The organism is Pseudomonas sp. 14A (genome assembly GCF_018132745.1).
In the GTDB taxonomy this organism is placed as follows: domain Bacteria; phylum Pseudomonadota; class Gammaproteobacteria; order Pseudomonadales; family Pseudomonadaceae; genus Aquipseudomonas; species Aquipseudomonas mercuritolerans.
Genome location: NZ_JAGRQJ010000015.1, coordinates 598,366 through 619,388, shown reverse-complemented (window position 1 = coordinate 619,388; position 21,023 = coordinate 598,366). Strand labels below are relative to the sequence as shown.

The window sequence follows — 21,023 nt, the reverse complement described above, 5'->3', positions numbered from 1 at the left end:
GATTCCTTGATCAGTCGGCGCGAGGCGGACTGTTCTGCTCGCCGAGGGTCTTGTCGTCGCTGATGGCGATAGGGGCACCGTTGTCCAGTTTGATCTGGCCAGCAGTCACCACTTGTTCGCCGCTCTGCACGCCCTTGTTGATCATCACCAGGCCATCGCGGCGTTCACCGGTCTCGACGAAACGACGTTCGGCGATCAGCAGCGGTTGGCCGTTGTCATCCTTGGCGACGCTGCCGTCCTCGGCCTTCTTCTGCCCGACCACATAAACCGAGTTGCCGTACAGGGTGTAGGTGATCGCGCTCTCCGGCACCACGATGTGCTTTTGCGGATCAGGCAGCAGCACTTCAAGGCTGGCGAACATGCCCGGCAGCAGCTTGCCGTCGGGGTTGGCCAGGGTGGCGCGGACGAGGATATTGCGCGTGGTGCTTTCGACGATCGGGTTGATCGCGCTGATCTTGCCGGCAAAGTTCTGCCCCGGATAAGCGGCGACGGTGAACTGCACGGGCTGACCGATAGCGAGTTTTGGCACCGCTTGTTCCGGCACGTAGAAGTCAGCGTAGAGGCTGCTCAAATCCTGCAACGTAGCGATTTTGGTGCCGCTGGCGAGGTAGTCGCCGACGTCGACCTGGCGGATGCCGATGGTGCCGCTGAATGGCGCGAGGATGCGCTTTTTCGCCAGCGACGCGTTGAGCTGATTGACCGTGGCCTTGTTCTTTTGCAGCACGGCGGAGAGGCGGTCGTACTCGCCTTTGGAGATCGCGCGGCTGTCGACCAGTTGCGCGCCACGGCCGAAGTCCAGTTGCGCCAGGCCGAGGTCGGCGCGAGCGGTTTCCAGCAGAGCGGTTTCCACGGCGCTGTCGAGTTGCAGCAACGGCTGTCCGGCCTTGACCTTCTGCCCGGATTCGAATTTGAGTTCAGTGACGGTGCCGGCGACTTCCAGACTCAAGTCGACACCTTGCAGCGCCTTGAGCGTGCCGACGGTGGGCAGGCGCATCTGCCACGGCTGTTCGCCGGCAGTGGCCACGGCGACGCTGATCGGCGGCTTGGGCCTGGAAAAGCCCTGGATCATCGTGTAGATCGAAAAGGCTTTGTATCCGCCCAGTACCAGGACGATCAGCAAAACAACACCCAACATGATCAGCATGCGGCGACGCAGCATATTTCCATTTCCTTGGATAAATCAGGTGAGACAGGCCCGAACATTACTCCGAGAGTGGCAGGGAATCCAACTGCCAACACAGCAAAAGATCGCAGCCTTCGGCAGCTCCTACAGGGGATTGCATTCCAAAGTAGGAGCTGCCGAAGGCTGCGATCTTTTAAGGGCGTTCTACGCCATAAGATGAAGATGGTTGTCCCAGAGCCCCGCCGGCAATTCCAGCGGCTTGGCCAGCAGTTGTTCCTGGCGGCAATCGTAGTAGCGGCAACGGCCCTGACCCGAGGTCACGACAAAGCCATCCTTCACCGCTCCGACGCCGGCGCAATCAGGCAGCGGCGCATCGAGGCGCAGTTCGCCGCTGTCCAGATCCCAGATAAAGAAGCGATTGCCGCGCGGCGCTGTCAACGCGACCAGACGCAGATCGCTGTGCACGGCGACGCTGGCGGTGTAGTGACCCATCGCCTGCAACTGCTCTTCCGCTACCGGGAACGCCACGAACGGTTGCCCGGGTCGCTTGATCGCCAACAGCTCCGAGCGCTCGTGGGACGGCCCCATGAATTGCTGACCGGCAACGATTGTGCCGTCACTGGCGATGCCCAGGTGGCGCACGCTGTTCATCTGCTGGGCGAGGGTTTCCTTGCTCAGCAATGTGCCGTCGCGCTGCATCAGTACCAGGCTCGGTTCCATGGCGTTGAGGTTCATGTCGACGCGGCTTTCCGCCTCGGTGCGAATCCCGCCGTTGGCCACCACCAGCGTCTCACCGTCGGGCATCCACGACACCTGATGCGGGCCGAGGCCGTGGGTGGAAATCTCGCCAGCGTGCACCAGCCGTTCGCCCTCGAATTTGTACACGCCGAGCAGGCCACGGCCGGGATCGCTCGTGTCGTTCTCGGTGGCGTACAGGTATTCGCCGTCCTTGTGCACCACGGCGTGGCCGTAGAAGTGCCGGTTCGGCTGCGAGGTCACGATCTGCAGTAGCTTGCCGTCGCGCAGGTCGATCAGGTAACTCTCGGTACCCGGGCGCCGTGCAACGAACAGCGCCAGCGGCTGCGTCGGATGATTGATGATGTCGTGGCAACGCTGGCCGACGTGGGTGGCGAACACCCGCGTACCGTCGAGCCGATAGCCGACGGCGTAATGCTTGCCGTCAGTATCGTCGCGCGCCGACAGCAACAGCGGGCTCTGATCCTTGCGTTTGAACAGCGTCCAGCCGCCCAGCGTCACTGCTCCCAGCAGTGCACTACCTAAAGTCAGAACCTGACGTCGCAGCATGGCACTCGCCCTCATCAGTCACCGTCGTTGGCGTTGAAGCCCAGTTGGATGCCCAGCGCCTTGGCCAGCTCACCTTCATGCAGGCGATGGACGACGTTGAGGCTGTCGTAGATATCGTTGAGTTGCTGGCGACCGGCGTCGTCTTCGAGCATTTCGCCCAGCGAGCGCTGGGTGCTGTCGAACAGCTTCAGCGACGCGGCATAGGCGGCATCGATCTTGTCCGCCAACGGTTTCTGCTCGGCCGGCAGCAGACCGCGCAGGCCTTTGTTGTCGACGCCTTCCCAGACGGTTTTGGCCGCGGCAAGGCTGGCTTCCAGTGCGGTCAGCGACGACTGGCTGCGCCACGCATCAGCCTGGAACGGCTGCGGCACGCCCTTGCTCTGACGGCCCATCGGCGTGCCGAGTTTTTTCTTCAGGGTATCCAGAGCCGTCACTTGGACGCGCAGCAGATCGGCGATCGCTTCGTGGGAGTCGGCGTAGCGCTGGTTAGGGAACTTGCTCATCTGCGCGAGCATGCCATCGGTGTTGTTCCAGCCCTGCAGTATCTCTTCGGCCAGTTGCTTCTGGCGCTCGCCGATGGCGATCAGCAGCGGGCAGTATCTGGCTTTTTGCGCATCGTTGGCGACGTCAGGCTTGGCGTCGAAGAGGATGTATTCGTAAGCCGACAGGCCCTGCACCACGACGCTGGATTTGGCCAGTGCGGCGGCATCGATCTGCGGCTGGGCGACGACCAGTTGCTCGACCTGACGGCCGACGAGGTTTTTCTTGTCCGGCCAGAACTGCACTTGCCACGAACGATTGCCCTCGGCCAATGGACCGATCAGCAGCGGTTGCAGTTCGGCCCAGGCTTTCTGCGCGTGAAGGAAATCGGCACGGGCGGTTTCCAGGGTCTCTTTGCCCTGGCAATAGGCGAGGGCGCTGACCGCCAGTTGCCGGTCGGCTTCGACCCAACGGGTGTAGGTCGGCAGGATCACCGATTTGGCGATCGCCGCCGAAGTGACCGCTTGCGGGTCCTGCGGCGAGCAGGCGCCGAGGGCGAGCGCGGCGAGGCTGGTGAACAGTAACTTGGGACGGAACATGTCGGGCTCCCGATGTTTTTTCAGTATTTAAAGTGAGTTCAGAAACGCCAGCAACGCAGCGCGCTGCTCGGCATTGAAAGACAAAACCTGTTGCTGCGCCGCCGTCGCTTCGCCGCCATGCCAGAGCACCGCTTCGAGCAGGTTGCGTGCGCGGCCGTCATGCAAAAACTGGGTGTGACCGCTGACCGCTTGCGTCAGGCCGATCCCCCACAACGGCGGCGTGCGCCAGTCGCGGCCGGAGGCCTGGAATTCGGTGCGGTTGTCCGCCAGGCCTTCGCCCATGTCATGCAGCAGCAAGTCGCTGTACGGACGAATCACCTGACTGGCCAATTCCGGTTCGGCGGCATCGGCGGCGGTGGTGTATTTCGGCGTGTGGCAAGACTGGCAACCGGCCTGGAAAAACAGATTCTTGCCCGCCAGCACCTGTGGGTCGTTGACGCCACGGCGCGCCGGCACTGCCAGGTTGCGGCTGTAGAACAGCACCAGCCGCAGGATGTTGTCGCTGACTTCCGGTTCCCCGTCCGGGCCATTACCGTTCGGCGCCTGTTTGCAGGCGGTTTGCGCCTCGGTGCAATCGTCGAACGGCCGCAGGCTGGTGGTCAGGCCCATGTCACCGGAGAACGCGTGAACGTTCTGCTGATTGAGGTTCGGTTGCCCGGCTTTCCAGCCGAACCGGCCGACGACGGTTTTCTGCAACTGGTCATCCCAGACACGGTTGGGCCGGCCGTTGATGCCGTTGTTCTCTTTCGCCTGGGCGGCGGCGTTGGCGAGGATCGCCTCCTCGGGGATGGCTTCGAGCAGGCCCAGACCAATCATCGGCGGCGCCACCCGGGCGGAAAAACGCGTGTCCGGGTGCATCGGGCCGTAACCGAGTTGAGTGATCTGCAGGGTCGGTTTGCGCAGCTCGACTTCAGTGCCGTCCTTGAAGCGTACGGGCACCGGTGTGTAGTCGACGCGCACCTTGCCTTCCGGGGCGACGCCGGGCACGGCCATGTCCTGGAACTGCCCGCCATACACCGGCTCCGGCACCACGCCGAGCTGTTCGATGACTGTGGCGTAGGGCGGCGCGTCGGGAATCGACAGGCGCACCAGCATCGACACTGCATTGGTTGCATCAGGTGCCGGCGGATGACCGCGACCGTCCTTGATGTGGCAGTTCTGGCAGGCGTTGGTATTGAACAGCGGGCCGAGGCCGTCGCGCGCCGTGGTGGTCGACGGCGCGATCACCCACGGGCTGCGAAAGAAACTGTTGCCGACACTGAAGTCCACCCGCCGCGACGGCGGCAGGTTGGCCGATGGCAGGGAGAAGGCGTTCTGATCGCTCTTGCGCACGGTCGCCGCACCGCCCGAACGCGCTTCCCCCGGCTCGGCCTTGGTGAAACGCGGGGCGTCATCGCAGGCACTCAGGCCCAGGGCCAGCAACAGTGCGGACAAGCGAAGCGGCAACGACGGCATCAGACATCCTGCAAACGGGCGAAAACAAAGGCGCAAAGTCTAACAGGGCGGGGGAGTTTGAATAAGAGGAATTATCGTTTGCTTGATATCGCGCAAGCCTTAAAGCGCATGCCAACACTGTGGGAGCGAGCCTGCTCGCGAAAGCGATGCCCGACGCGCTGTAAATGCTGCGCCGGATCAAGCCTTCGCGAGCAGGCTCGCTCCCACAGGGATAGTGGTGTGCCAATAATGAAAAAGGCGACCCGAAGGTCGCCTCTTTTTGAGCGGACGCTGTGATCAGAATTCGTGATCGGCGTTGTCCGGGTTCAGGTCGCTGATGCCCAGTTTGCCGGCAGCGGCTTCGATCGAACCGGTCTGCTTGACCAGCGCGGCGATGGCGTCGCGAACGACCTGGTTGCCAGCGGTGTTGCCGGCGGCGATCAACTGATCGTAGTGCTCACCCTTGTTGGCGTGATCGACCATGATCTGGATCTTCGCTTCGGTCGCGGCCAGATCGGCTTTCAGCGCGGTGTCGGCAGCCGGATCGGCCTTGGCCACCAGCGACGACAGGCTGGCGCCGCTCAGCTTGGTGCCGTCAACACGGGTGTACTCGCCCAGGTAAACGTTACGCACGCCTTTGGCGTCGTAGAAGTGCGAGTAGTGGGTGTTGTCGCTGAAGCAATCCTGCTCGTCTTCAGGGGAGTTGGCTTCCAGGGAAACCTTCATGCGCTCGCCCGCCAGTTCACCCAGGGACAGGCTGCCCATGCCGAAGAGCATTTTGCGCAGGCCGGTTTCGCCTGGCTCGGCTTCCAGGGTGGCGCGGTAGTTGTCGGCCACGTTCGGCTTCCAGTTGCCGACCATTTCTTCCAGATCGCTGACCAGCAGTTGGGTCACGGCTTTCAGGTAGGCACGACGACGCTCGTTGTGACCACCGGTGGCGCCGGCGCCTTCCAGATAGTCCGAGGCCGGACGGTTGCCAGCGCCAGGGCCGGTGCCGTTCAGGTCCTGGCCCCAAAGGAGGAATTCGATCGCGTGGTAGCCGGTGGCAACGTTCGCCTCGGAACCGCCCAGCTCGTTGAGGCTGGCGAGTTTTTCCGGGGTGATCTCTTTCACGTCGACCTTGTCTTCGCCGACCTGCACTTCGGTGTTGGCGATGATGTTGGCGGTGGCGCCCGGGTTACCCAGTGCGTGCTCGTAGGATTTGTCGACGTAGTCGATCAGGCCTTCGTCCAGGGGCCAGGCGTTAACCTGACCTTCCCAGTCGTCGATGATGGTGTTGCCGAAGCGGAATACTTCGCTCTGCAGGTACGGCACGCGCGCGGCGACCCAGGCAGCCTTGGCGGCTTTCAGGGTGTCGGCGTTCGGCTTGGCGAGGAACGCGTCGACGGCGGTTTGCAGGGTTTTCGCGGTGGATTCGGCATCGCTGTAAACGGCGAAGACCATGTCGGCATAGTGCGCGACCACAGCCTTGGCGGCGGCGTCGTCAACTTTACCGGCAGCAGGAGCGGGTGCAGCGGCCGGCGCCGGGGCTGGAGCAGCGCTGCTGGAAGCCGGAGTCATCTCGGAGGCTTTTTCTTTGTCCTTGCCTTCGCCGCAACCGGCGAGGGAAATAGCGATGGCCAGCAGACTGGCGGTAGCCAGAGGCATACGAATCATGGCGAACATCCTGCTTCGGTAGTTGAGTGGACTGGCGCCGGGGGCGCGCAAAACTGCGACATAATGCAAATCTTTCGCATTATGTGTAAAGGCGTGCCTGGAAATATTTCTTATTTGCGCAAGAAGATCAAAAGATCGCAGCCTCGTTGCACTGTAGGAGCTGACGAGTGCAACGAGGCTGCGATCTTTTGATCTTTTGATCTTTGAGGCTGCGATCTTTGATCTTTAAAGAATCGCCGCGTTACTGCGTTGCGCCTGCTTGAGGTAAATCCCCAGCTCCCGCGCCGGCAGCGGTTTGCTGTAGTGGTAGCCCTGACCTTCGTGGCAGCCCTCGGAAATGATGTACGTCTCCTGCTCGGCGGTTTCCACGCCCTCGGCAATCACCTGCATGCCCAGGCTCTTGCCCAGTTGAATGATCGCGCGAACGATGGTCGCGTCATCGTCGTCATCGAGCAGGTCCTGAACGAAGCTCTTGTCGATCTTGATCTTGTCCAGCGGCAGGCTTTTCAGATAACTGAGCGATGAATAGCCGGTGCCGAAGTCGTCGATCGCGATCAGCGCACCGGAGCGGCGCAGGCTGAGCAGATGCTGGGCGGCGGTGGTGATGTCTTCCATCAGGCCGGTTTCGGTGACTTCCAGTTCCAGACTGCGCGGCGGCAAGCGGTACATCTGCAACAGGTTGTTGACCACCCGTGGCAGCTCGGCGTGGTGCAGTTGCACGGTGGACAGATTGACCGCCATGCGCAGATCGGCAAAACCCTGATCGTGCCACTCGCGCAATTGCTTGCAGGCCTGATCGAGCACCCACTCGCCGATGGCGATGATCGTGCCGTTCTGTTCGGCCAGCGGAATGAACAGGTCCGGCGGCACCAGGCCGTGTTCCGGATGTTGCCAGCGAATCAGCGCTTCGACGCCGACCACGCGGTGATCGCGGTAGCTGATCTGCGGCTGATAGACGAGGTAGAACTGGTCGCGGATCAGCGCGTCACGCAGGTCTTTTTCCAGCTCGCGACGACGGCGCATCTCGCTGTCGACGCTGGCGATGTAGAACTGATAACGATTGCGCGAGCGGGTCTTGGCCAGGGTCATGGTCTGCTCGGCTTTCTGCAACAGCTTCTCGGTGCTGTCGCCGTCCTCCGGAAACAGGGTGATGCCGATGGTCGCGCGCAGGCGGATCTCCTGATCGTCGAGGGCGAAGGGCGCCTCGAGGTCATCGAGAATGCTTTGCGCCAGTTCTGCTGCTTCGTAAGGCTGTTCAATGTCGGCCTGCACCAGCGCGAACTGATCGCCGCCCAGTCGAGCGAGGGCGCCGAGACGACCGCTGTGGGCACGTAAACGATCGGCCAGGGCCAGCAGCAATTGGTCGCCGGTCTGGTAGCTGAATTGCTCGTTGATGCCCTTGAAGTCATCCAGGCCGACGCACAACACCGCGACGCGGCGCTGCAATTTGCCGGCATCGACGAGAATCTTGTCCAGTTGCTGCTGTAATTGCTGGCGGTTCGGCAGACCGGTGAGGAAATCGTACTGGGCCATGCGCAGCAGGCTGTTTTCCGCTTCGTGGCGCAGATGGGTGTTGCGTTCGATGGACTCGAGTAACTGGTTGGCGGTGTTGATCCAAAGGCCCAGTTCGTTTTTTTCGTGGCCCTTGATCTGCGGAATCTTGTGCGCGCTGGGACGATCCGGATTGATCTCGGTGAGGTGCTCAATGATTCGCGACAGCGGTTTGGTCAGCAGCCAGTGATAGACCAGATACAGCACCAGGCCCAACGCCAGTGCGCGCAGCACACCGGAAATGAAAATGATCACTGAGCTGACGATAAACCCTTCGCCATAGGTGGCGGTGTCGAGGGTGATGCTCAGGTCGCCGTAGTATTCGCTGTAAGGGCCACGGCCGACCAGTTGCGTGGTGAAGGTGCGTTCCTGGCCGAGAATCAGGTCGGTCAGCCAACGGCTGTTGGAATGCTGCAGCTCGCGGGATTTCTGCGCGAGCATGGCTTCGTTGGGGTGGCCGATGGAGGCCTGACGCACGGCGTCGTCCTGGAACAGCCCTTCGATCACCTGCATACCCATTTCCCGATCCAGGCTGTACACGGCCTGGGTCGATGGATCGCGGAACATGTCGAGGATCCGTTCGGCGTCGCCGGCCACTGCCTGACGGGTCTTGTAGGCATCGAAGACAATCTGCGCGCAGCTCAAGACTACGCCTACGATCAATGCCGACAGGAGCACGACCCGGAGCAACTTCACCGACAAGCTGTTCTTGAGTTCCAGCTTCAAAGGGTTATTCCTTGTTCCGTGCGGGTAGCGTCAAGTTGCCATGAGTATTGGCAATCCCGGGTTGGCAGTCAAAGGGACAATCAGGCACGGGAAAAGTCGCCGTGATCCTGGCCGCAATGTCGTCATTTGAGTAATAGCTCTGAATTAACTGTGTCGGTTGCAATTGCCTTCAACTTGAGCACTGGGACAAAGATTTTTTCCTTTCTGTGATGGTAGACGGCTGGGGGCTGGCGGCAAACGGCGCGAAGCTGCTTTTACCGTGCGAGAAACGCCATGCGCCGGGCATAAAAAAACCCGGCCGAAGCCGGGTTTCTTGTCTGGCGCGCAGCTTAAGCGGTGAAGGTTTTGCCTTCGAACTGCTCGGCCACGAACTTCCAGTTGACCAGGTTCCAGAACGCTTCAACGTACTTCGGACGCAGGTTGCGGTAGTCGATGTAGTAAGCGTGTTCCCAGACGTCGCAGGTCAGCAGCGGGGTGTCGCCGCTGGTCAGCGGGTTGCCGGCGCCGATGGTGCTGGCCAGGGCCAGGGAACCGTCAGCCTTTTTCACCAGCCAGCCCCAGCCGGAACCGAAGGTGCCGATCGAGGTTTTGCTGAATTCTTCCTTGAACTTGTCGAACGAACCGAACGCTGCGTTGATGGCATCTGCCAGAGCGCCGGTTGGTTGACCGCCGGCGTTTGGCGCCAGGCAGTTCCAGTAGAAAGTGTGGTTCCAGACCTGAGCGGCGTTGTTGAAGATGCCGCCCGAAGAAGTCTTGACGATTTCTTCCAGGGTCTTGCCTTCAAACTCGGTGCCTGGCACCAGGTTGTTCAGGTTCACGACGTAGGTGTTGTGGTGCTTGTCGTGGTGGAACTCCAGGGTTTCCTTGGAGATGTGCGGCTGCAGGGCATCGTGTGCGTAAGGCAGCGGCGGCAATTCGAAAGCCATGATGATTCTCCTAATCAGGTCTGTTGCGGTGAGCGCAAGGCCGATCACGGGCGGCCGGAAATGCACCGGCGAGTTTTTACTCTTTGCGGCGCAGGGTTCGGATCATAGCACCGGGGTCGCGCCTTAACCACGCAACAACTGTGTGGGATAGAGGTTCCAGAGCCTTTGGCAATTATTCATCCGGCGATGATCAACTGTGCGGCCACGGCGAACATCATCAACGCCACGACCAGATCGAGAATGCGCCACGTGCTCGGGCGTGCCAGCCACGGTGCCAGCCACGCCGCGCCGAGGGCCAGGGTGAAAAACCACAACAACGATGCACTCGCCGCGCCGACCACATAAGCGCCCGGCACCGATTGCTGCGCGCCCAGTGAGCCGATCAGCAGTACCGTATCGAGATAAACGTGGGGGTTGAGCAAGGTCACCGCCAGCGCGCTGAGCATCACTGCGCGCAGCGAACGCACGGTCTGGTTCTCGCCTTGCTCAAGGCTCTGCTTCGAACAGGCCCGGCGCAGCGCCTGGCTGCCGTACCAGATCAGGAACGTCGCACCGCCCCAACGGGCGATCGCCAGCAGGGTCGGGTTCTGCGCCAGAATCGTCGCCAGGCCGAACACCCCGGCCGCGACCAGAATTGCGTCACACACCACGCACAATGCCGCCACCGGCAAATGGTGTTCACGGCGCAGGCTTTGCGCCAAGACAAAAGCGTTCTGCGTGCCGATCGCCATGATCAGGCCGAACGCCACCAACAGGCCGTTTACGTAGCTTTGCCACATGGGAGAGATCCTTTGAAAGAGAGTGCTTGCTGGCTATTCTCCGGTGTGACGCTGTATAAGAAAAACCAATAGTGCTGATCGCCCATTAGGAAAACTGATGTTCGACTATAAATTGCTTTCCGCGCTCGCCGCTGTGGTCGAGCAGGCCGGATTCGATCGCGCCGCACAAGTGCTGGGCCTGTCGCAGTCGGCGATCTCCCAGCGCATCAAATTGCTTGAAGCGCGGGTCGGCCAGCCAGTGCTGGTGCGCGGAACACCGCCAGCGCCGACCGAGATCGGCCGCCGCCTGCTCAACCATGTGCAGCAGGTGCGTCTGCTCGAGCGCGACCTGCAATCGGTGGTGCCGGCGCTGGACGAAGAAGGCCTGCCCGATCGCCTGCGCATCGCCCTCAACGCCGACAGCCTCGCCACATGGTGGGCCGAGGCCGTCGGCGGTTTCTGCGCCGAGCAGCATTTGTTGCTCGACCTGATCGTCGAAGACCAGACCGTTGGCCTCAAGCGCATGCGTGCCGGTGAAGTGGCTGCGTGCCTGTGCGCCAGCGAGCGCCCGGTGGCCGGCGCACGCAGCGTATTGCTCGGCGCCATGCGTTATCGCGCCTTGGCCAGCCCGGCCTTCATCGCCCGGCATTTTCCCGATGGCGTGCGCGCCGAACAGCTGCCGCGCACCCCGGCGCTGGTGTTCGGCCCGGACGATTTTCTTCAGCATCGCTATCTGGCGCTGTTGGGCGTCGACGGCGCGTTCGAGCATCACTTATGCCCGTCTTCCGAAGGCTTCATTCGCCTGACCGAAGCCGGTCTGGGCTGGGGCCTGGTGCCAGAGCTGCAGGTGCGCGAGCAATTGCAACGCGGGGTGCTGCGCGAATTGCTGCCAGATAAACCGATAGACGTGCCGCTGTACTGGCATCATTGGCGCAATGGCGGCCAGTTGCTCAATCTACTGACCGAACAACTGCTGCGCTCCGCAAAGCAATGGCTAGTGGCTTGAACGCAGCTGCAAGCGTCAAGCTGCAAGCGGCAAGAACACGCACCGTTTCAACTTGCAGCTGAAAGCTCGAAGCTTGCAGCTGCTTCCCTGGAGTTTTTGATGAAGATTTTGGTTACCGGCGCCAGCGGCTTTATTGGCGGGCGCTTTGCGCGTTTCGCCCTGGAGCAGGGCCTTGAAGTGCGGGTCAACGGTCGCCGGGCCGAGAGCGTCGAGCATCTGGTGCGCCGGGGCGCGGAGTTCGTGCCGGGCGATCTGACCGACGCCGATCTGGTGCGCGAACTGTGCAACGATGTCGAAGCCGTGGTTCATTGCGCCGGTGCTGTCGGCGTGTGGGGGCGTTATCAGGACTTTCATCAGGGCAACGTCGAAGTCACCGAAAATGTCGTCGAAGCGTGCCTCAAGCAGCGGGTGCGGCGGCTGGTGCATCTGTCGTCGCCGTCGATCTATTTTGATGGCCGCGACCATCTCGGTCTGACCGAAGAGCAACTGCCCAAACGCTTCAAGCATCCCTACGCCGCGACCAAATATCTGGCCGAGCAGAAAGTCTTCGGTGCCCAGGAGTTCGGTCTGGAAACCATCGCCCTGCGCCCGCGTTTCGTCACCGGTGCCGGCGACATGAGCATCTTCCCGCGCCTGCTGAAGATGCAGCGCAAGGGCCGGCTGGCGATCATCGGCGACGGCTTGAACAAGGTCGATTTCACCAGCGTGCAAAACCTCAACGAAGCCATGCTCAGCAGCCTGTTGGCGCAAGGTTCGGCGCTGGGCAAGGCCTACAACATCAGCAACGGCACGCCGGTGCCGCTGTGGGACGTGGTCAATTACGTGATGCGGCGGATGGAAGTCGATCAGGTGCGCAAATACCGCTCCTACGGTCTGGCCTACAGCGTCGCGGCGCTCAACGAAGGCGCGTGCATGCTCTGGCCGGGACGCCCGGAGCCGACCCTGTCGCGCCTGGGCATGCAGGTCATGAAAAAAAATTTCACCCTCGACATCAGCCGCGCCCGGCATTATCTCGACTACGATCCGAAAGTCAGCCTGTGGGCGGCCCTCGATGAGTTCTGTGCGTGGTGGAAAGCCCAGGACATCCGTTGAAACGATTCGGCCGGGCGGCAATGAACCGCCTTGCGGGTTGAGGGTCAATGCCTGCGGCTGCGGCGGTTATACTTCGCAGCATTTAGCCATCACCGCGTTTGCCAAAGGTTGCCTCAATGTCCATGCGAAACGATGCCCACGACGACGATTTCGATAACGTGCCAAGCCTGCGCGCCGATCCGTTCGACGACGATGACATCGCCCCCAGCCCCCGTACATCCGTGCATTCGCGCAGCGCGCCAGTGGTCAAGGTCAAGGCCGCCAGCACTGGGCCGCTGTGGGCGCTGGTCGGCGCGTTGTTTTTCGCCTTCATCGGTCTGGCCTGGTGGAGCTTCCAGCAGATTTCGCTGATGGAGCAGCAACTGGTTGCCACCCAGGAAAGCTTTGCCCGCATCAGCGAAGAAGCGGCGGGGCGCCTGCAGGATATTTCCGGCAAGGTTGTCGCCAGCCAGAGCAACGTCAACAGTGACAGCGAAGCGCTGAAGCTGCAGATCAAACAACTCGAAGGCAAGCTGCTCGACCAGAGCAAGCAGCAGCAAGGCGTGGCCGGGCAGGCCAGCGAGCTGGACAAGCGGCTGGCGCAGATGACCGCGCAGACCACCGAACAGCAGAACGCCAATACGCAGTTGCAGGCGCAGGTCAAAGCCTTGAGCGCCGAGCTGGCGACCATTAAAAGCACCCCGGCCGATACCAGCAAGGTCGATGCCCAGTTGAAAGCCTTCGACGCCCAGTTCAAAAGCCTCGGCGCCGATATCGCCGCGCTGAAGAAACAGGGCAATCCGAGCGCGGCGATCGACCGTCTGGAGCAGGACATCGTGGTGCTGAAAAGTCAGCAGGACAACCGCCCGGCAGCGCCACAGGGTGGCGGCAACACCGCCGAGTTCGATGCGTTCCGCGCGCAGATGACCCGCAACCTGAATACCTTGCAGGCGCAGATCCAGAATCTCCAGCAGCAGATCAATTCTCGCCCGTAGCGACTGATCTGTTGCCCGGAGGGCTTTGTCCCCTTACCACAGGGGCCTGTAATCCCCTGCATCATTCTGAATACTCGTACATCAGCCCAAGCCGTCTACGCTCTTGAGACACCAAAAAGAACGAGGGATGCGCTATGGGGTTTTTGCATAAAGTGGCCTGGCTCGGCCTGATTCTGTTGGCCGGTTTCGGTCAGGCCAGCGCCGCCACCGCCGCCAAGGATGACAGTCAGGCCGCCATCGCCCTGCTGGAAAAAGCCTTGGCCTATTACCACGACAATGGCGACAAGGCGTTTGCCGCCTTCAGCCGCCAGGGTGAGTTCGTCGACAAGGATCGCTACGTGTTCGTCCTCGACACCAAAGGCGTCATGCTTGCCAGTGGCGGGCCGTCATCGGCGCTGATCGGCCGTGATGTCAGCGAAGTGCTCGGGCCGGATCTGCAGAAGGCGTTCAAGGATGCGCTGAAAGTGCCGGAAGGCAATGGCATCCAGCAGGCCGAATATCGCTGGCAGAACTGGGCCGACGGCAAGGTCGAGCGCAAGCATGTGTTCTATCAGCGCGTCGGGCAGCGCATTCTCGCGGTGGGTTACTACCTGCCACGGGCCTCAGCTGAGCAGGCCAAGGCCCTGCTGGAAAAAGCCGCGACGGATCTGAGCAAGGACGAGAAGGGCACGTTGGTGGCGATCAACTCGCTCAAGGGCGGATATCTGCAGGATGACCTGTATGTCTTCGTGGTCGATCTGAACAATCAACGCTATGTCGCCCACGGCACCAATCTGCGTTTGATCAACACTGATTTTGGCAAGGTCAAGGATCCGGAAGGCAAACCGGTGGGCGAGCCGATTCTGGCGCTGATCGGCAAGCAGGAAGAAGGCGAATACGAATACCGCTGGAAAAACCCGGTAACCGGCAAGATCGAGGACAAGCATGCGTACCTGAAAAAGGTCGGGCATTTCCTCGTCGCGGTGGGTTACTACAGCCCTTGAGCGAACACCGTTCCCTTGTGGGAGCGAGCCTGCTCGCGAAGCGGTGTGTCATTCAGCTATGTGTCGGCTGACACCGCGCCTTCGCGAGCAGGCTCGCTCCCACAGTGGTATTTGTTGCGGCAATTATTTCGCGCCGTGCTCGCGCCCGCGCAGCAGGTTGTTCGGCATGGCAATCGCCGCCGCCAGCCCCAGTAGCGACACTGCCGTGCTGACCCAGAGCAGGTGGCGGAAGGTCACCAGCAGCTCCGCGCGCAAAGCGTTCTGCGCTTCGCCGGGTGCTGCGTTCAGGCCATCGAGCAGGACGTTGCCCGAATGCCCTTCGCTGATCAGCGAACTGTTCGCCAGATGGGCGAAACTGGAGTCGTGCAATAACGCCAGCAGCAGCGCCGACATCAACGCCACGCCCACCGCGCCGCCCAGTGAGCGGAACAGGTTGGTGGTGCTGGTGGCGACGCCTATGTCGCGTTGTTCCACCGAGTTCTGCGTGCCGACCAGCGAGGTCGGGAACTGCATGCCGCCGGCGATGCCGCTGAGCAGCATGAACAGACCGCTGAGCAGCGTTGCTTGTGGCGGACTGAAGGCCATGCCGAGAATCGAGATCGGCATGAGGATCGCCCCGGTGAGAATCTGCGGTTTGTAGCGTCCGGTGATCGAGGTGCGGCGGCCGGCGAAATAGGCACCGATCGGCAAGCCCATCGCCAGTGGCAGCAAGTGCAACGCCGCGCTGTCGGCGCCAGCGCCGGTGACGCTTTGGAAGCGCAGCGGCATCAGCACGATCAGCGAGATGGCCTGGAAACTGGTGAAGAAGATCGTGCACCAGCACAGCAGGGCATTGCGGTTGGCGAACAGGTGCATCGGCAGCAACGGCTCCCGCGCCCGGCGTTCATGCCAGACGAACAGCGCCAGCACCACCACGGCACAACCGAACAGGCCGAGCACTTCGCTGCTGCGCCATGAATGACCCTGGCCGACTTCGGTGATACCGAGCAACAACGCGGTCAGGCCGATGATCATCAGCACCGTGCCGAGATAATCGATCACCGGTTTGCGCTGTGGAATCGGCAAGCCGCGCAGATTGCGCCGAGCCACCCACCAGGCGCCGAGGCCCAGCGGCAGGTTGATCAGAAACACCCAGCGCCACGACAGGTATTCGGTCATGTAGCCGCCAAGCACCGGACCGGCAACGCTGGCCACGGCGTACATGCTGCTGAAATAACCCTGATAGCGCCCGCGTTCACGTGGAGGGACGATGTCGCCGATGATCGCCTGACTCACCGAGATCATGCCGCCGGCGCCGATGCCTTGAAGGATTCGCGCCAGCACCAACTGCTCCATGCTCTGCGCCATGCCGCAGAACAGCGAGGCGAGGGTGAACAGGCCCATACCGAACAGCATCAGTTTGCGCCGCCCGTAAAGGTCACCAAGCTTGCCGTAGATCGGCACCGCCACGGTCATCGCCACCATGTAACCGGAAATCACCCAGGCCAGCAGGCTGACGTCCTTGAATTGCGCGGAGATCGCCGGCATCGACACGGCGACGATGGTCTGGTCCAGCGCACCGAGGAAGATCGCCATCATCAAGGCGACCAGCACGCTGCGAATGGCCGGTTTGGGCGTTTCAGGCTGATTGAGAGTGGTCACGGAAAACCTGCGGGCAGTGATTGACCCGCATGGACAAGGCGAGCGGGTAAGTGCTCGCCAGTGTAAGTCGATAGCAGGCTATTCGATAGCCTCGTACGGAAGCCCGACGTAATTTTCTGCAATGGTTTTTTGCCCGGCTTGCGAGCTGACAAAATAGTCCAGTTCCGACGCGCTGATGCGTTGGCTGAATTCATCATGCTCGTCGAAGCGATGCAGCATCGACGTCATCCACCAGGAAAACCGTTCGGCTTTCCATACTCGGCGCAGGCAGATCTCCGAGTATTTTTCCAGCAAATCAGTGCGATTTTCGCGATAGACCTTCAGCAGAATATTGAACAACGTGCTGACATCACTGGCGGCCAGGTTCAAGCCCTTGGCGCCAGTGGGCGGTACGATATGTGCGGCGTCGCCGACGAGAAACATGCGCCCGTACTGCATTGGCTCGACGACAAAACTGCGCAGCGGCGCGATGCTTTTTTCGATCGAAGGACCGGTCACCAGTTTTTCCGCGAGGGCATCCGGCAGGCGTTTTTTCAGCTCATCCCAGAAACGCTGATCGCTCCAGTCATCGACGTTTTCATCCGCCGGCACTTGCAGGTAATAGCGGGTACGGGTGGCCGAACGCATGCTGCACAAGGCGAAGCCGCGCTCATGGCGGGCGTAGACCAATTCGTCGTGGACCGGCGGTGTGTCGGCGAGAATCCCCAGCCAGCCGAACGGGTAGACCCGCTCGAAAATCTTCAGGCTATCGGCAGGAATCGACTGGCGGGCGACGCCGTGGAAACCATCGCAACCGGCGATGTAATCGCAATCGACGCGCCAGCTTTCACCGTCCTTTTCGAAGGTGACAAAAGCTTCGTCGCTTTTCATGTCATGGGGAACGACATTGCTCGCTTGATAAATTGTTGGCGCGCCGGCCTCCCGACGAGCGGCCATCAGGTCGCGGGTGACCTCGGTCTGGCCGTAGACCATTACTGTTTTGCCGCCGGTCAGCGCGTGCAGGTCGATGTGCACCTGACGCCCGTCCAGCGCCAGATCGAAGCCGCCATGAACCAGACCTTCGGCATCCATTCGCTGACCGACCCCGGCCTCACGCAGCAGCTCTACCATGCCTTGTTCAAGCACACCGGCACGGATGCGCCCAAGAATGTAATCGGGCGTCTGGCGTTCGAGGATCAGGGTGTCGATGCCAGCGTTGTGCAGCAACTGGCCAAGGAGCAGTCCGGAAGGACCGGCGCCGATAATGGCGACTTGGGTTTTCAGAGTTTTCATTGTTTTTATGACTCGCAAGCTTCACGCAGCAACAACCGGTGAATGATTTTATGGATCGAGTGCTTGCATTTTTCCCTTGCGGGTCTGTCAATTGAAGGTGAAAACTGAGCCGATACCTGTACATTCTGCCAATCGGTGCGATTATCGCCCAAAAACCAGAGGCCTGGATTGAAGTATGAACAAGCCTGCCCTGCCTTCTATTCCGGTGTTCAAGCTCTACGGTGAAAGCCTGGACTGGCCGACCCCGGACTTGCTGCACTGTGAAACCATTTCCTCGCGCAGTCGCGAACACCAATGGGAAATCAAACCTCACCGCCACGCGGATCTGTGCCAGCTGCTGTTCGTTTTCAAAGGTCAGGCAGAGCTAGAAATCGAAGGCCAGCGCACCCAACTCGAGACTCCGGCGATACAGGTGCTGCCACCGTTGTCGGTGCACGGCTTTCGTTTTTCCGAGGATGTTGAAGGCTTCATCGTCACCTTGGCCACGCCGCTGATCAACCATTTGCAGGCGCAACTGGGCGATTCGGTACACGCGTTGGCTCGGGCGGAAAACTACCCGGCCGGCAAGGATGGCGATTATCTCAACAGCCTGTTTTCAGCGTTGCAGGCCGAGTACAACGGCCATCAACCGGCGCGGGAAATGCTCATGCATTCGCTGGTCAGCGTGATCATGGTCTGGGTCAGCCGCCAGGCGATCGTTCGTCACAAGGCCAGCCAACGGCCGCAACGCCAACGCGAATACCTCAACGGTTTCATTCAGTTGGTGGAAGAGACTTACCGCCAGCACGTCAAGGTCGAAGACCTCGCCCATCGCCTGGGCATCTCCGTGTCGCACCTCAACGGCACCTGCCGTGAATTGGCCGGGCAACCGGCGTTGCAGATCATGCACGAGCGTCAGTTGCTGGAAGCCAAGCGCCTGCTGACCTACACCAGCATGACGATTTACGAGATGTCGGAGCTGTTGGGGTTTTCCGATCCGACCAATTTCACGCGCCTGTTCCGTCGCCGCGTGGGGATTTCGCCAAAGGCGTTCCGCGACCGCTTGAAGGCCGAGCAACAATCCTGAAAGCGCTGATGAGCCCTGTGGGAGCGAGCCTGCTCGCGAATACGCTCTTTCACTCAGCAACGATGCTGGCTGACACCGCGCATTCGCGAGCAGGCTCGCTCCCACACAGTTGCATTCCGGCTCAGGTCTATCAGCGCAATGCGTTCAGCGTGGCATTGTGCGGAATACACCGCTCGTAGTTGCAGCTCGCATACTCGCGCGGCAGCTGGCGCAACTGCTCGACCCGCCAGGCAGCGGTGCCGTACAGCGCCAGCGTGGCGGCGCAGGTGATGAAGATGGCGGCGTATCTTTTTGTTTTGATGTTCATGGTGTTCGACCTCTGAACGTCTACCTTGCGGTATTACTTTGAGCATAGGTCAGCGGCGCGCACTTGCCAGCGAGTGCGCTTGAGGATTTAGCCGGCCATTCAGCGAATTGATGCCCATGTGGGAGCGAGCCTGCTCGCGAAGGCGGTGGTGCAAGCGACATCAATGTTGAAGGTACTGGCCTCTTCGCGAGCAGGCTCGCTCCCACAAGGGATCGGGTTTACAGGCCGACATCCCACGCGGGATTTTCGGGAAAGCGCTGCACCAGAAAATCGAGCATGCTGCGCAGTGCCGCCGGCATGTGTTTGCGGGAGGCGTACACCGCGTAGATATTCATCTGTCGCGGTTCTGCGTGTGGCAGCAAACGCAGCAGCTCGCCGTTGTGAATATGCACGCCAGCCTGGTAGGTCGGCAGCATCGCCACGCCCGCGCCGGCCAGGGTTGCGCGCAGAAGGGTGCTGGCCTCGTTGGCGCTGATATTGCCCTGCACCGGTACCGAAACCGGTTCGCCATCCTCTTCAAAATGCCACAGGCTCTTGCCGAAATAGGAATGGGTCAGGCAGTTATGTCGGCTCAAATCCTCAACCGTCTGCGGCGCCGGATGCTCAAGCAGATAAGCCGGCGCTGCGCAGACCACCGAACGGCACACGGTCAGGCGCCGGGCGATGAGGTTCGGATCGAGATCGTTGCTGGTGCGAATCGCCAGATCGATGCGCTCATCGACCAGATTCACCGTGCGGTCGAGCATTTGCAGATCGATACTCACACCGGGGTAAAGCCTGACGTACGCCGCCACCGCATCGGCCAGTTGCGCCTGGCCAAACGAAGTGCTGACGCTGATTCGCAGCAGTCCGCGCGGCGCGTCATCGGGTTCGCTGATGGCGGCCTGCATGTCCTGCGACAGGTCGAGCATCTGCCGACAGCGCGGGAGGATTTCACTGCCGGCGGCGGTCAGGCTCAATTTGCGCGTGGTGCGGTGCATCAGCCGCGCGCCGACCCAGTCTTCCAGCTCCGCCAGATAGCGTGACACCACCGGCCGCGACAGGTCGAGGTGATCGGCCGCCGCCGACTGGCTGCCGAGGTCCACCACCGTGACGAATACCCGCATTGCTTGAAGCCGATCCATGATTTGCCCGCTTTCAGAAACAAACTATGTCCAAGCATCGCATTTTTTGTACTGAGTCTGGCAACTAAGCTCTGTTGCATCGCCAGACTGGCATTCGCAATCCGGAGCAACAAATGATCGGCTTCACCCCTTTCAAACGCATTCTGCTCGCCGCAGCATTTTTCGGCTTTGCCGCCCATGCGTCCGCCGCCGAGCTGAGCCTAGATGTCTACAATCCGGGCACCCAGGCGATTTTTCCGGTCAGCTCGGTGCTGGTCAGCGGTGAGAAAGAAGCGATTCTGGTCGACGCGCAATTCGGCAAATCCCAGGCCGAACAGGTGGTGGAAAAGATCCGCGCCAGCGGCAAGCAATTGACCACCATCTACATCAGTCACGGTGACCCGGATTACTACTTCGGCCTCGACACCCTGACCAAAGCATTCCCGCAGGCGAAAGTGCTGGCTTCGCAGCCGACTGTCGATCACATCAAGCACACCGTCGACGGCAAACTGGCGTATTGGGGGCCGAAAATGGGCGCCGACGTGCCGGCGAAAACCATCGTCCCGGACGTGCTCAAGGGCGACAGCCTGACCCTCGAAGGCAAGCAATTGCAGGTGATCGGCCTCGACGGCAAGCAACCGGATCGCAGCTTCGTATGGATCCCGTCGCTCAAAGCAGTGGTCGGTGGCGTAGTGGTCGCCGAGAACATTCATGTGTGGATGGCCGACACCCAGACCGCGCAATCCCACGCCGACTGGCTGCACACCCTGCACACCATCGAAAGCCTGAAACCGCAAACCGTGGTGCCCGGCCATTACCTGGGTGACAGCAGCCGCTCGCTGGCCAGCGTGAAATTCACCGCCGATTACATCAAGGCCTTCGATGCCGAAACCGCCAAGGCCAAAGACTCCGCTGCACTGATCGCAGCGATGAAAAAGCGCTACCCGCAGCTGGGCGAGGAAAGCTCGCTGGAACTCAGCGCGAAAGTCGCCAAGGGCGAGATGCATTGGTAAGCCGAACC

General features: G+C 61.1%; 18 protein-coding genes. 6 read left to right on the top strand and 12 right to left on the bottom strand.

Annotation, left to right across the window (positions count from 1 at the left end):
- Window positions 1–10 precede the first annotated feature (10 nt).
- The 8 genes from PS14A_RS19600 to PS14A_RS19565 form a co-directional block, all read right to left on the bottom strand.
- Window positions 11–1,159 (bottom strand): efflux RND transporter periplasmic adaptor subunit, encoded by a 1,149-nt coding sequence (locus PS14A_RS19600; protein ID WP_212617023.1) that lies wholly within the window; start codon window positions 1,157–1,159, stop codon window positions 11–13.
- Window positions 1,160–1,327: 168 nt separating this feature from the next.
- The gene (locus PS14A_RS19595; RefSeq protein ID WP_212617022.1) at window positions 1,328–2,428 is read right to left on the bottom strand and encodes a DUF1513 domain-containing protein; all 1,101 of its coding nucleotides are present in this window, start codon (window positions 2,426–2,428) and stop codon (window positions 1,328–1,330) included.
- A gap of 14 nt (window positions 2,429–2,442) precedes the next feature.
- Entirely contained in the window at window positions 2,443–3,507 is a 1,065-nt protein-coding gene (locus PS14A_RS19590; protein WP_212617021.1) for an imelysin family protein, read from the bottom strand.
- A gap of 27 nt (window positions 3,508–3,534) precedes the next feature.
- Window positions 3,535–4,962, bottom strand: coding sequence for a di-heme oxidoredictase family protein (locus PS14A_RS19585; protein ID WP_212617020.1), 1,428 nt, complete (start codon window positions 4,960–4,962; stop codon window positions 3,535–3,537).
- 276 nt (window positions 4,963–5,238) lie between these two features.
- Window positions 5,239–6,597 carry an imelysin family protein gene (locus PS14A_RS19580; RefSeq protein WP_212617019.1) on the bottom strand — a complete coding sequence of 453 codons (1,359 nt, stop codon included), beginning with the start codon at window positions 6,595–6,597 and terminating at the stop codon, window positions 5,239–5,241.
- A 225-nt stretch (window positions 6,598–6,822) separates the two neighbouring features.
- A complete protein-coding gene (locus PS14A_RS19575; protein WP_137214045.1) occupies window positions 6,823–8,874 on the bottom strand; it encodes a bifunctional diguanylate cyclase/phosphodiesterase in 2,052 nt (683 codons plus the stop codon).
- 329 nt (window positions 8,875–9,203) lie between these two features.
- Window positions 9,204–9,800 (bottom strand): Fe-Mn family superoxide dismutase, encoded by a 597-nt coding sequence (locus PS14A_RS19570; protein ID WP_016773431.1) that lies wholly within the window; start codon window positions 9,798–9,800, stop codon window positions 9,204–9,206.
- A 176-nt stretch (window positions 9,801–9,976) separates the two neighbouring features.
- Window positions 9,977–10,579: a LysE/ArgO family amino acid transporter gene (locus PS14A_RS19565; protein ID WP_016773432.1), complete on the bottom strand. Its 603-nt coding sequence runs from the start codon at window positions 10,577–10,579 to the stop codon at window positions 9,977–9,979.
- 97 nt (window positions 10,580–10,676) lie between these two features.
- Here PS14A_RS19565 and PS14A_RS19560 point away from each other — a divergent pair, with 97 nt between their 5' ends.
- The 4 genes from PS14A_RS19560 (at window position 10,677) to PS14A_RS19545 (ending at window position 14,613) form a co-directional block, all read left to right on the top strand.
- Entirely contained in the window at window positions 10,677–11,564 is an 888-nt protein-coding gene (locus PS14A_RS19560; protein ID WP_130910929.1) for a LysR family transcriptional regulator ArgP, read from the top strand.
- Between the two features lie 99 nt (window positions 11,565–11,663).
- Entirely contained in the window at window positions 11,664–12,656 is a 993-nt protein-coding gene (locus PS14A_RS19555; protein WP_212617018.1) for an NAD-dependent epimerase/dehydratase family protein, read from the top strand.
- Window positions 12,657–12,772: 116 nt separating this feature from the next.
- On the top strand, window positions 12,773–13,630 hold the full coding sequence (locus tag PS14A_RS19550; protein WP_130910931.1) for an ATPase: 858 nt from the start codon (window positions 12,773–12,775) through the stop codon (window positions 13,628–13,630).
- Window positions 13,631–13,764: 134 nt separating this feature from the next.
- On the top strand, window positions 13,765–14,613 hold the full coding sequence (locus PS14A_RS19545) for a cache domain-containing protein (RefSeq protein ID WP_130910932.1): 849 nt from the start codon (window positions 13,765–13,767) through the stop codon (window positions 14,611–14,613).
- Between the two features lie 123 nt (window positions 14,614–14,736).
- On the opposite strand, the gene PS14A_RS19540 is transcribed toward PS14A_RS19545, so the two are convergent.
- A complete protein-coding gene (locus PS14A_RS19540; protein WP_212617017.1) occupies window positions 14,737–16,254 on the bottom strand; it encodes an MDR family MFS transporter in 1,518 nt (505 codons plus the stop codon).
- A 78-nt stretch (window positions 16,255–16,332) separates the two neighbouring features.
- Window positions 16,333–17,526, bottom strand: a complete 1,194-nt coding sequence (gene pobA, locus PS14A_RS19535) for a 4-hydroxybenzoate 3-monooxygenase (RefSeq protein ID WP_212617016.1) — start codon at window positions 17,524–17,526, stop codon at window positions 16,333–16,335.
- Between the two features lie 175 nt (window positions 17,527–17,701).
- Between pobA and PS14A_RS19530 the strand changes: the two genes are divergently transcribed.
- Window positions 17,702–18,592, top strand: coding sequence for a helix-turn-helix domain-containing protein (locus tag PS14A_RS19530; protein ID WP_024014136.1), 891 nt, complete (start codon window positions 17,702–17,704; stop codon window positions 18,590–18,592).
- 130 nt (window positions 18,593–18,722) lie between these two features.
- On the opposite strand, the gene PS14A_RS19525 is transcribed toward PS14A_RS19530, so the two are convergent.
- On the bottom strand, window positions 18,723–18,899 hold the full coding sequence (locus PS14A_RS19525; protein ID WP_016773438.1) for a hypothetical protein: 177 nt from the start codon (window positions 18,897–18,899) through the stop codon (window positions 18,723–18,725).
- A 218-nt stretch (window positions 18,900–19,117) separates the two neighbouring features.
- Window positions 19,118–20,023 (bottom strand): LysR family transcriptional regulator, encoded by a 906-nt coding sequence (locus PS14A_RS19520; RefSeq protein ID WP_212617015.1) that lies wholly within the window; start codon window positions 20,021–20,023, stop codon window positions 19,118–19,120.
- A 113-nt stretch (window positions 20,024–20,136) separates the two neighbouring features.
- Here PS14A_RS19520 and PS14A_RS19515 point away from each other — a divergent pair, with 113 nt between their 5' ends.
- The gene (locus PS14A_RS19515) at window positions 20,137–21,015 is read left to right on the top strand and encodes an MBL fold metallo-hydrolase (RefSeq protein WP_212617014.1); all 879 of its coding nucleotides are present in this window, start codon (window positions 20,137–20,139) and stop codon (window positions 21,013–21,015) included.
- Window positions 21,016–21,023 lie beyond the last annotated feature (8 nt).

Bases quoted from the DNA above. Each gene is read 5' to 3' on its own strand.
- PS14A_RS19525 (WP_016773438.1), bottom strand. From the start codon at position 18,899: ATGAACATCAAAACAAAAAGATACGCCGCCATCTTCATCACCTGCGCC.
- PS14A_RS19555 (WP_212617018.1), top strand. From the start codon at position 11,664: ATGAAGATTTTGGTTACCGGCGCCAGCGGCTTTATTGGCGGGCGCTTT.
- PS14A_RS19545 (WP_130910932.1), top strand. From the start codon at position 13,765: ATGGGGTTTTTGCATAAAGTGGCCTGGCTCGGCCTGATTCTGTTGGCC.
- PS14A_RS19560 (WP_130910929.1), top strand. From the start codon at position 10,677: ATGTTCGACTATAAATTGCTTTCCGCGCTCGCCGCTGTGGTCGAGCAG.
- PS14A_RS19520 (WP_212617015.1), bottom strand. From the start codon at position 20,023: ATGGATCGGCTTCAAGCAATGCGGGTATTCGTCACGGTGGTGGACCTC.
- PS14A_RS19590 (WP_212617021.1), bottom strand. From the start codon at position 3,507: ATGTTCCGTCCCAAGTTACTGTTCACCAGCCTCGCCGCGCTCGCCCTC.
- PS14A_RS19580 (WP_212617019.1), bottom strand. From the start codon at position 6,597: ATGATTCGTATGCCTCTGGCTACCGCCAGTCTGCTGGCCATCGCTATT.
- PS14A_RS19515 (WP_212617014.1), top strand. From the start codon at position 20,137: ATGATCGGCTTCACCCCTTTCAAACGCATTCTGCTCGCCGCAGCATTT.
- PS14A_RS19585 (WP_212617020.1), bottom strand. From the start codon at position 4,962: ATGCCGTCGTTGCCGCTTCGCTTGTCCGCACTGTTGCTGGCCCTGGGC.
- PS14A_RS19550 (WP_130910931.1), top strand. From the start codon at position 12,773: ATGTCCATGCGAAACGATGCCCACGACGACGATTTCGATAACGTGCCA.
- pobA (WP_212617016.1), bottom strand. From the start codon at position 17,526: ATGAAAACTCTGAAAACCCAAGTCGCCATTATCGGCGCCGGTCCTTCC.
- PS14A_RS19570 (WP_016773431.1), bottom strand. From the start codon at position 9,800: ATGGCTTTCGAATTGCCGCCGCTGCCTTACGCACACGATGCCCTGCAG.
- PS14A_RS19565 (WP_016773432.1), bottom strand. From the start codon at position 10,579: ATGTGGCAAAGCTACGTAAACGGCCTGTTGGTGGCGTTCGGCCTGATC.
- PS14A_RS19530 (WP_024014136.1), top strand. From the start codon at position 17,702: ATGAACAAGCCTGCCCTGCCTTCTATTCCGGTGTTCAAGCTCTACGGT.
- PS14A_RS19600 (WP_212617023.1), bottom strand. From the start codon at position 1,159: ATGCTGCGTCGCCGCATGCTGATCATGTTGGGTGTTGTTTTGCTGATC.
- PS14A_RS19595 (WP_212617022.1), bottom strand. From the start codon at position 2,428: ATGCTGCGACGTCAGGTTCTGACTTTAGGTAGTGCACTGCTGGGAGCA.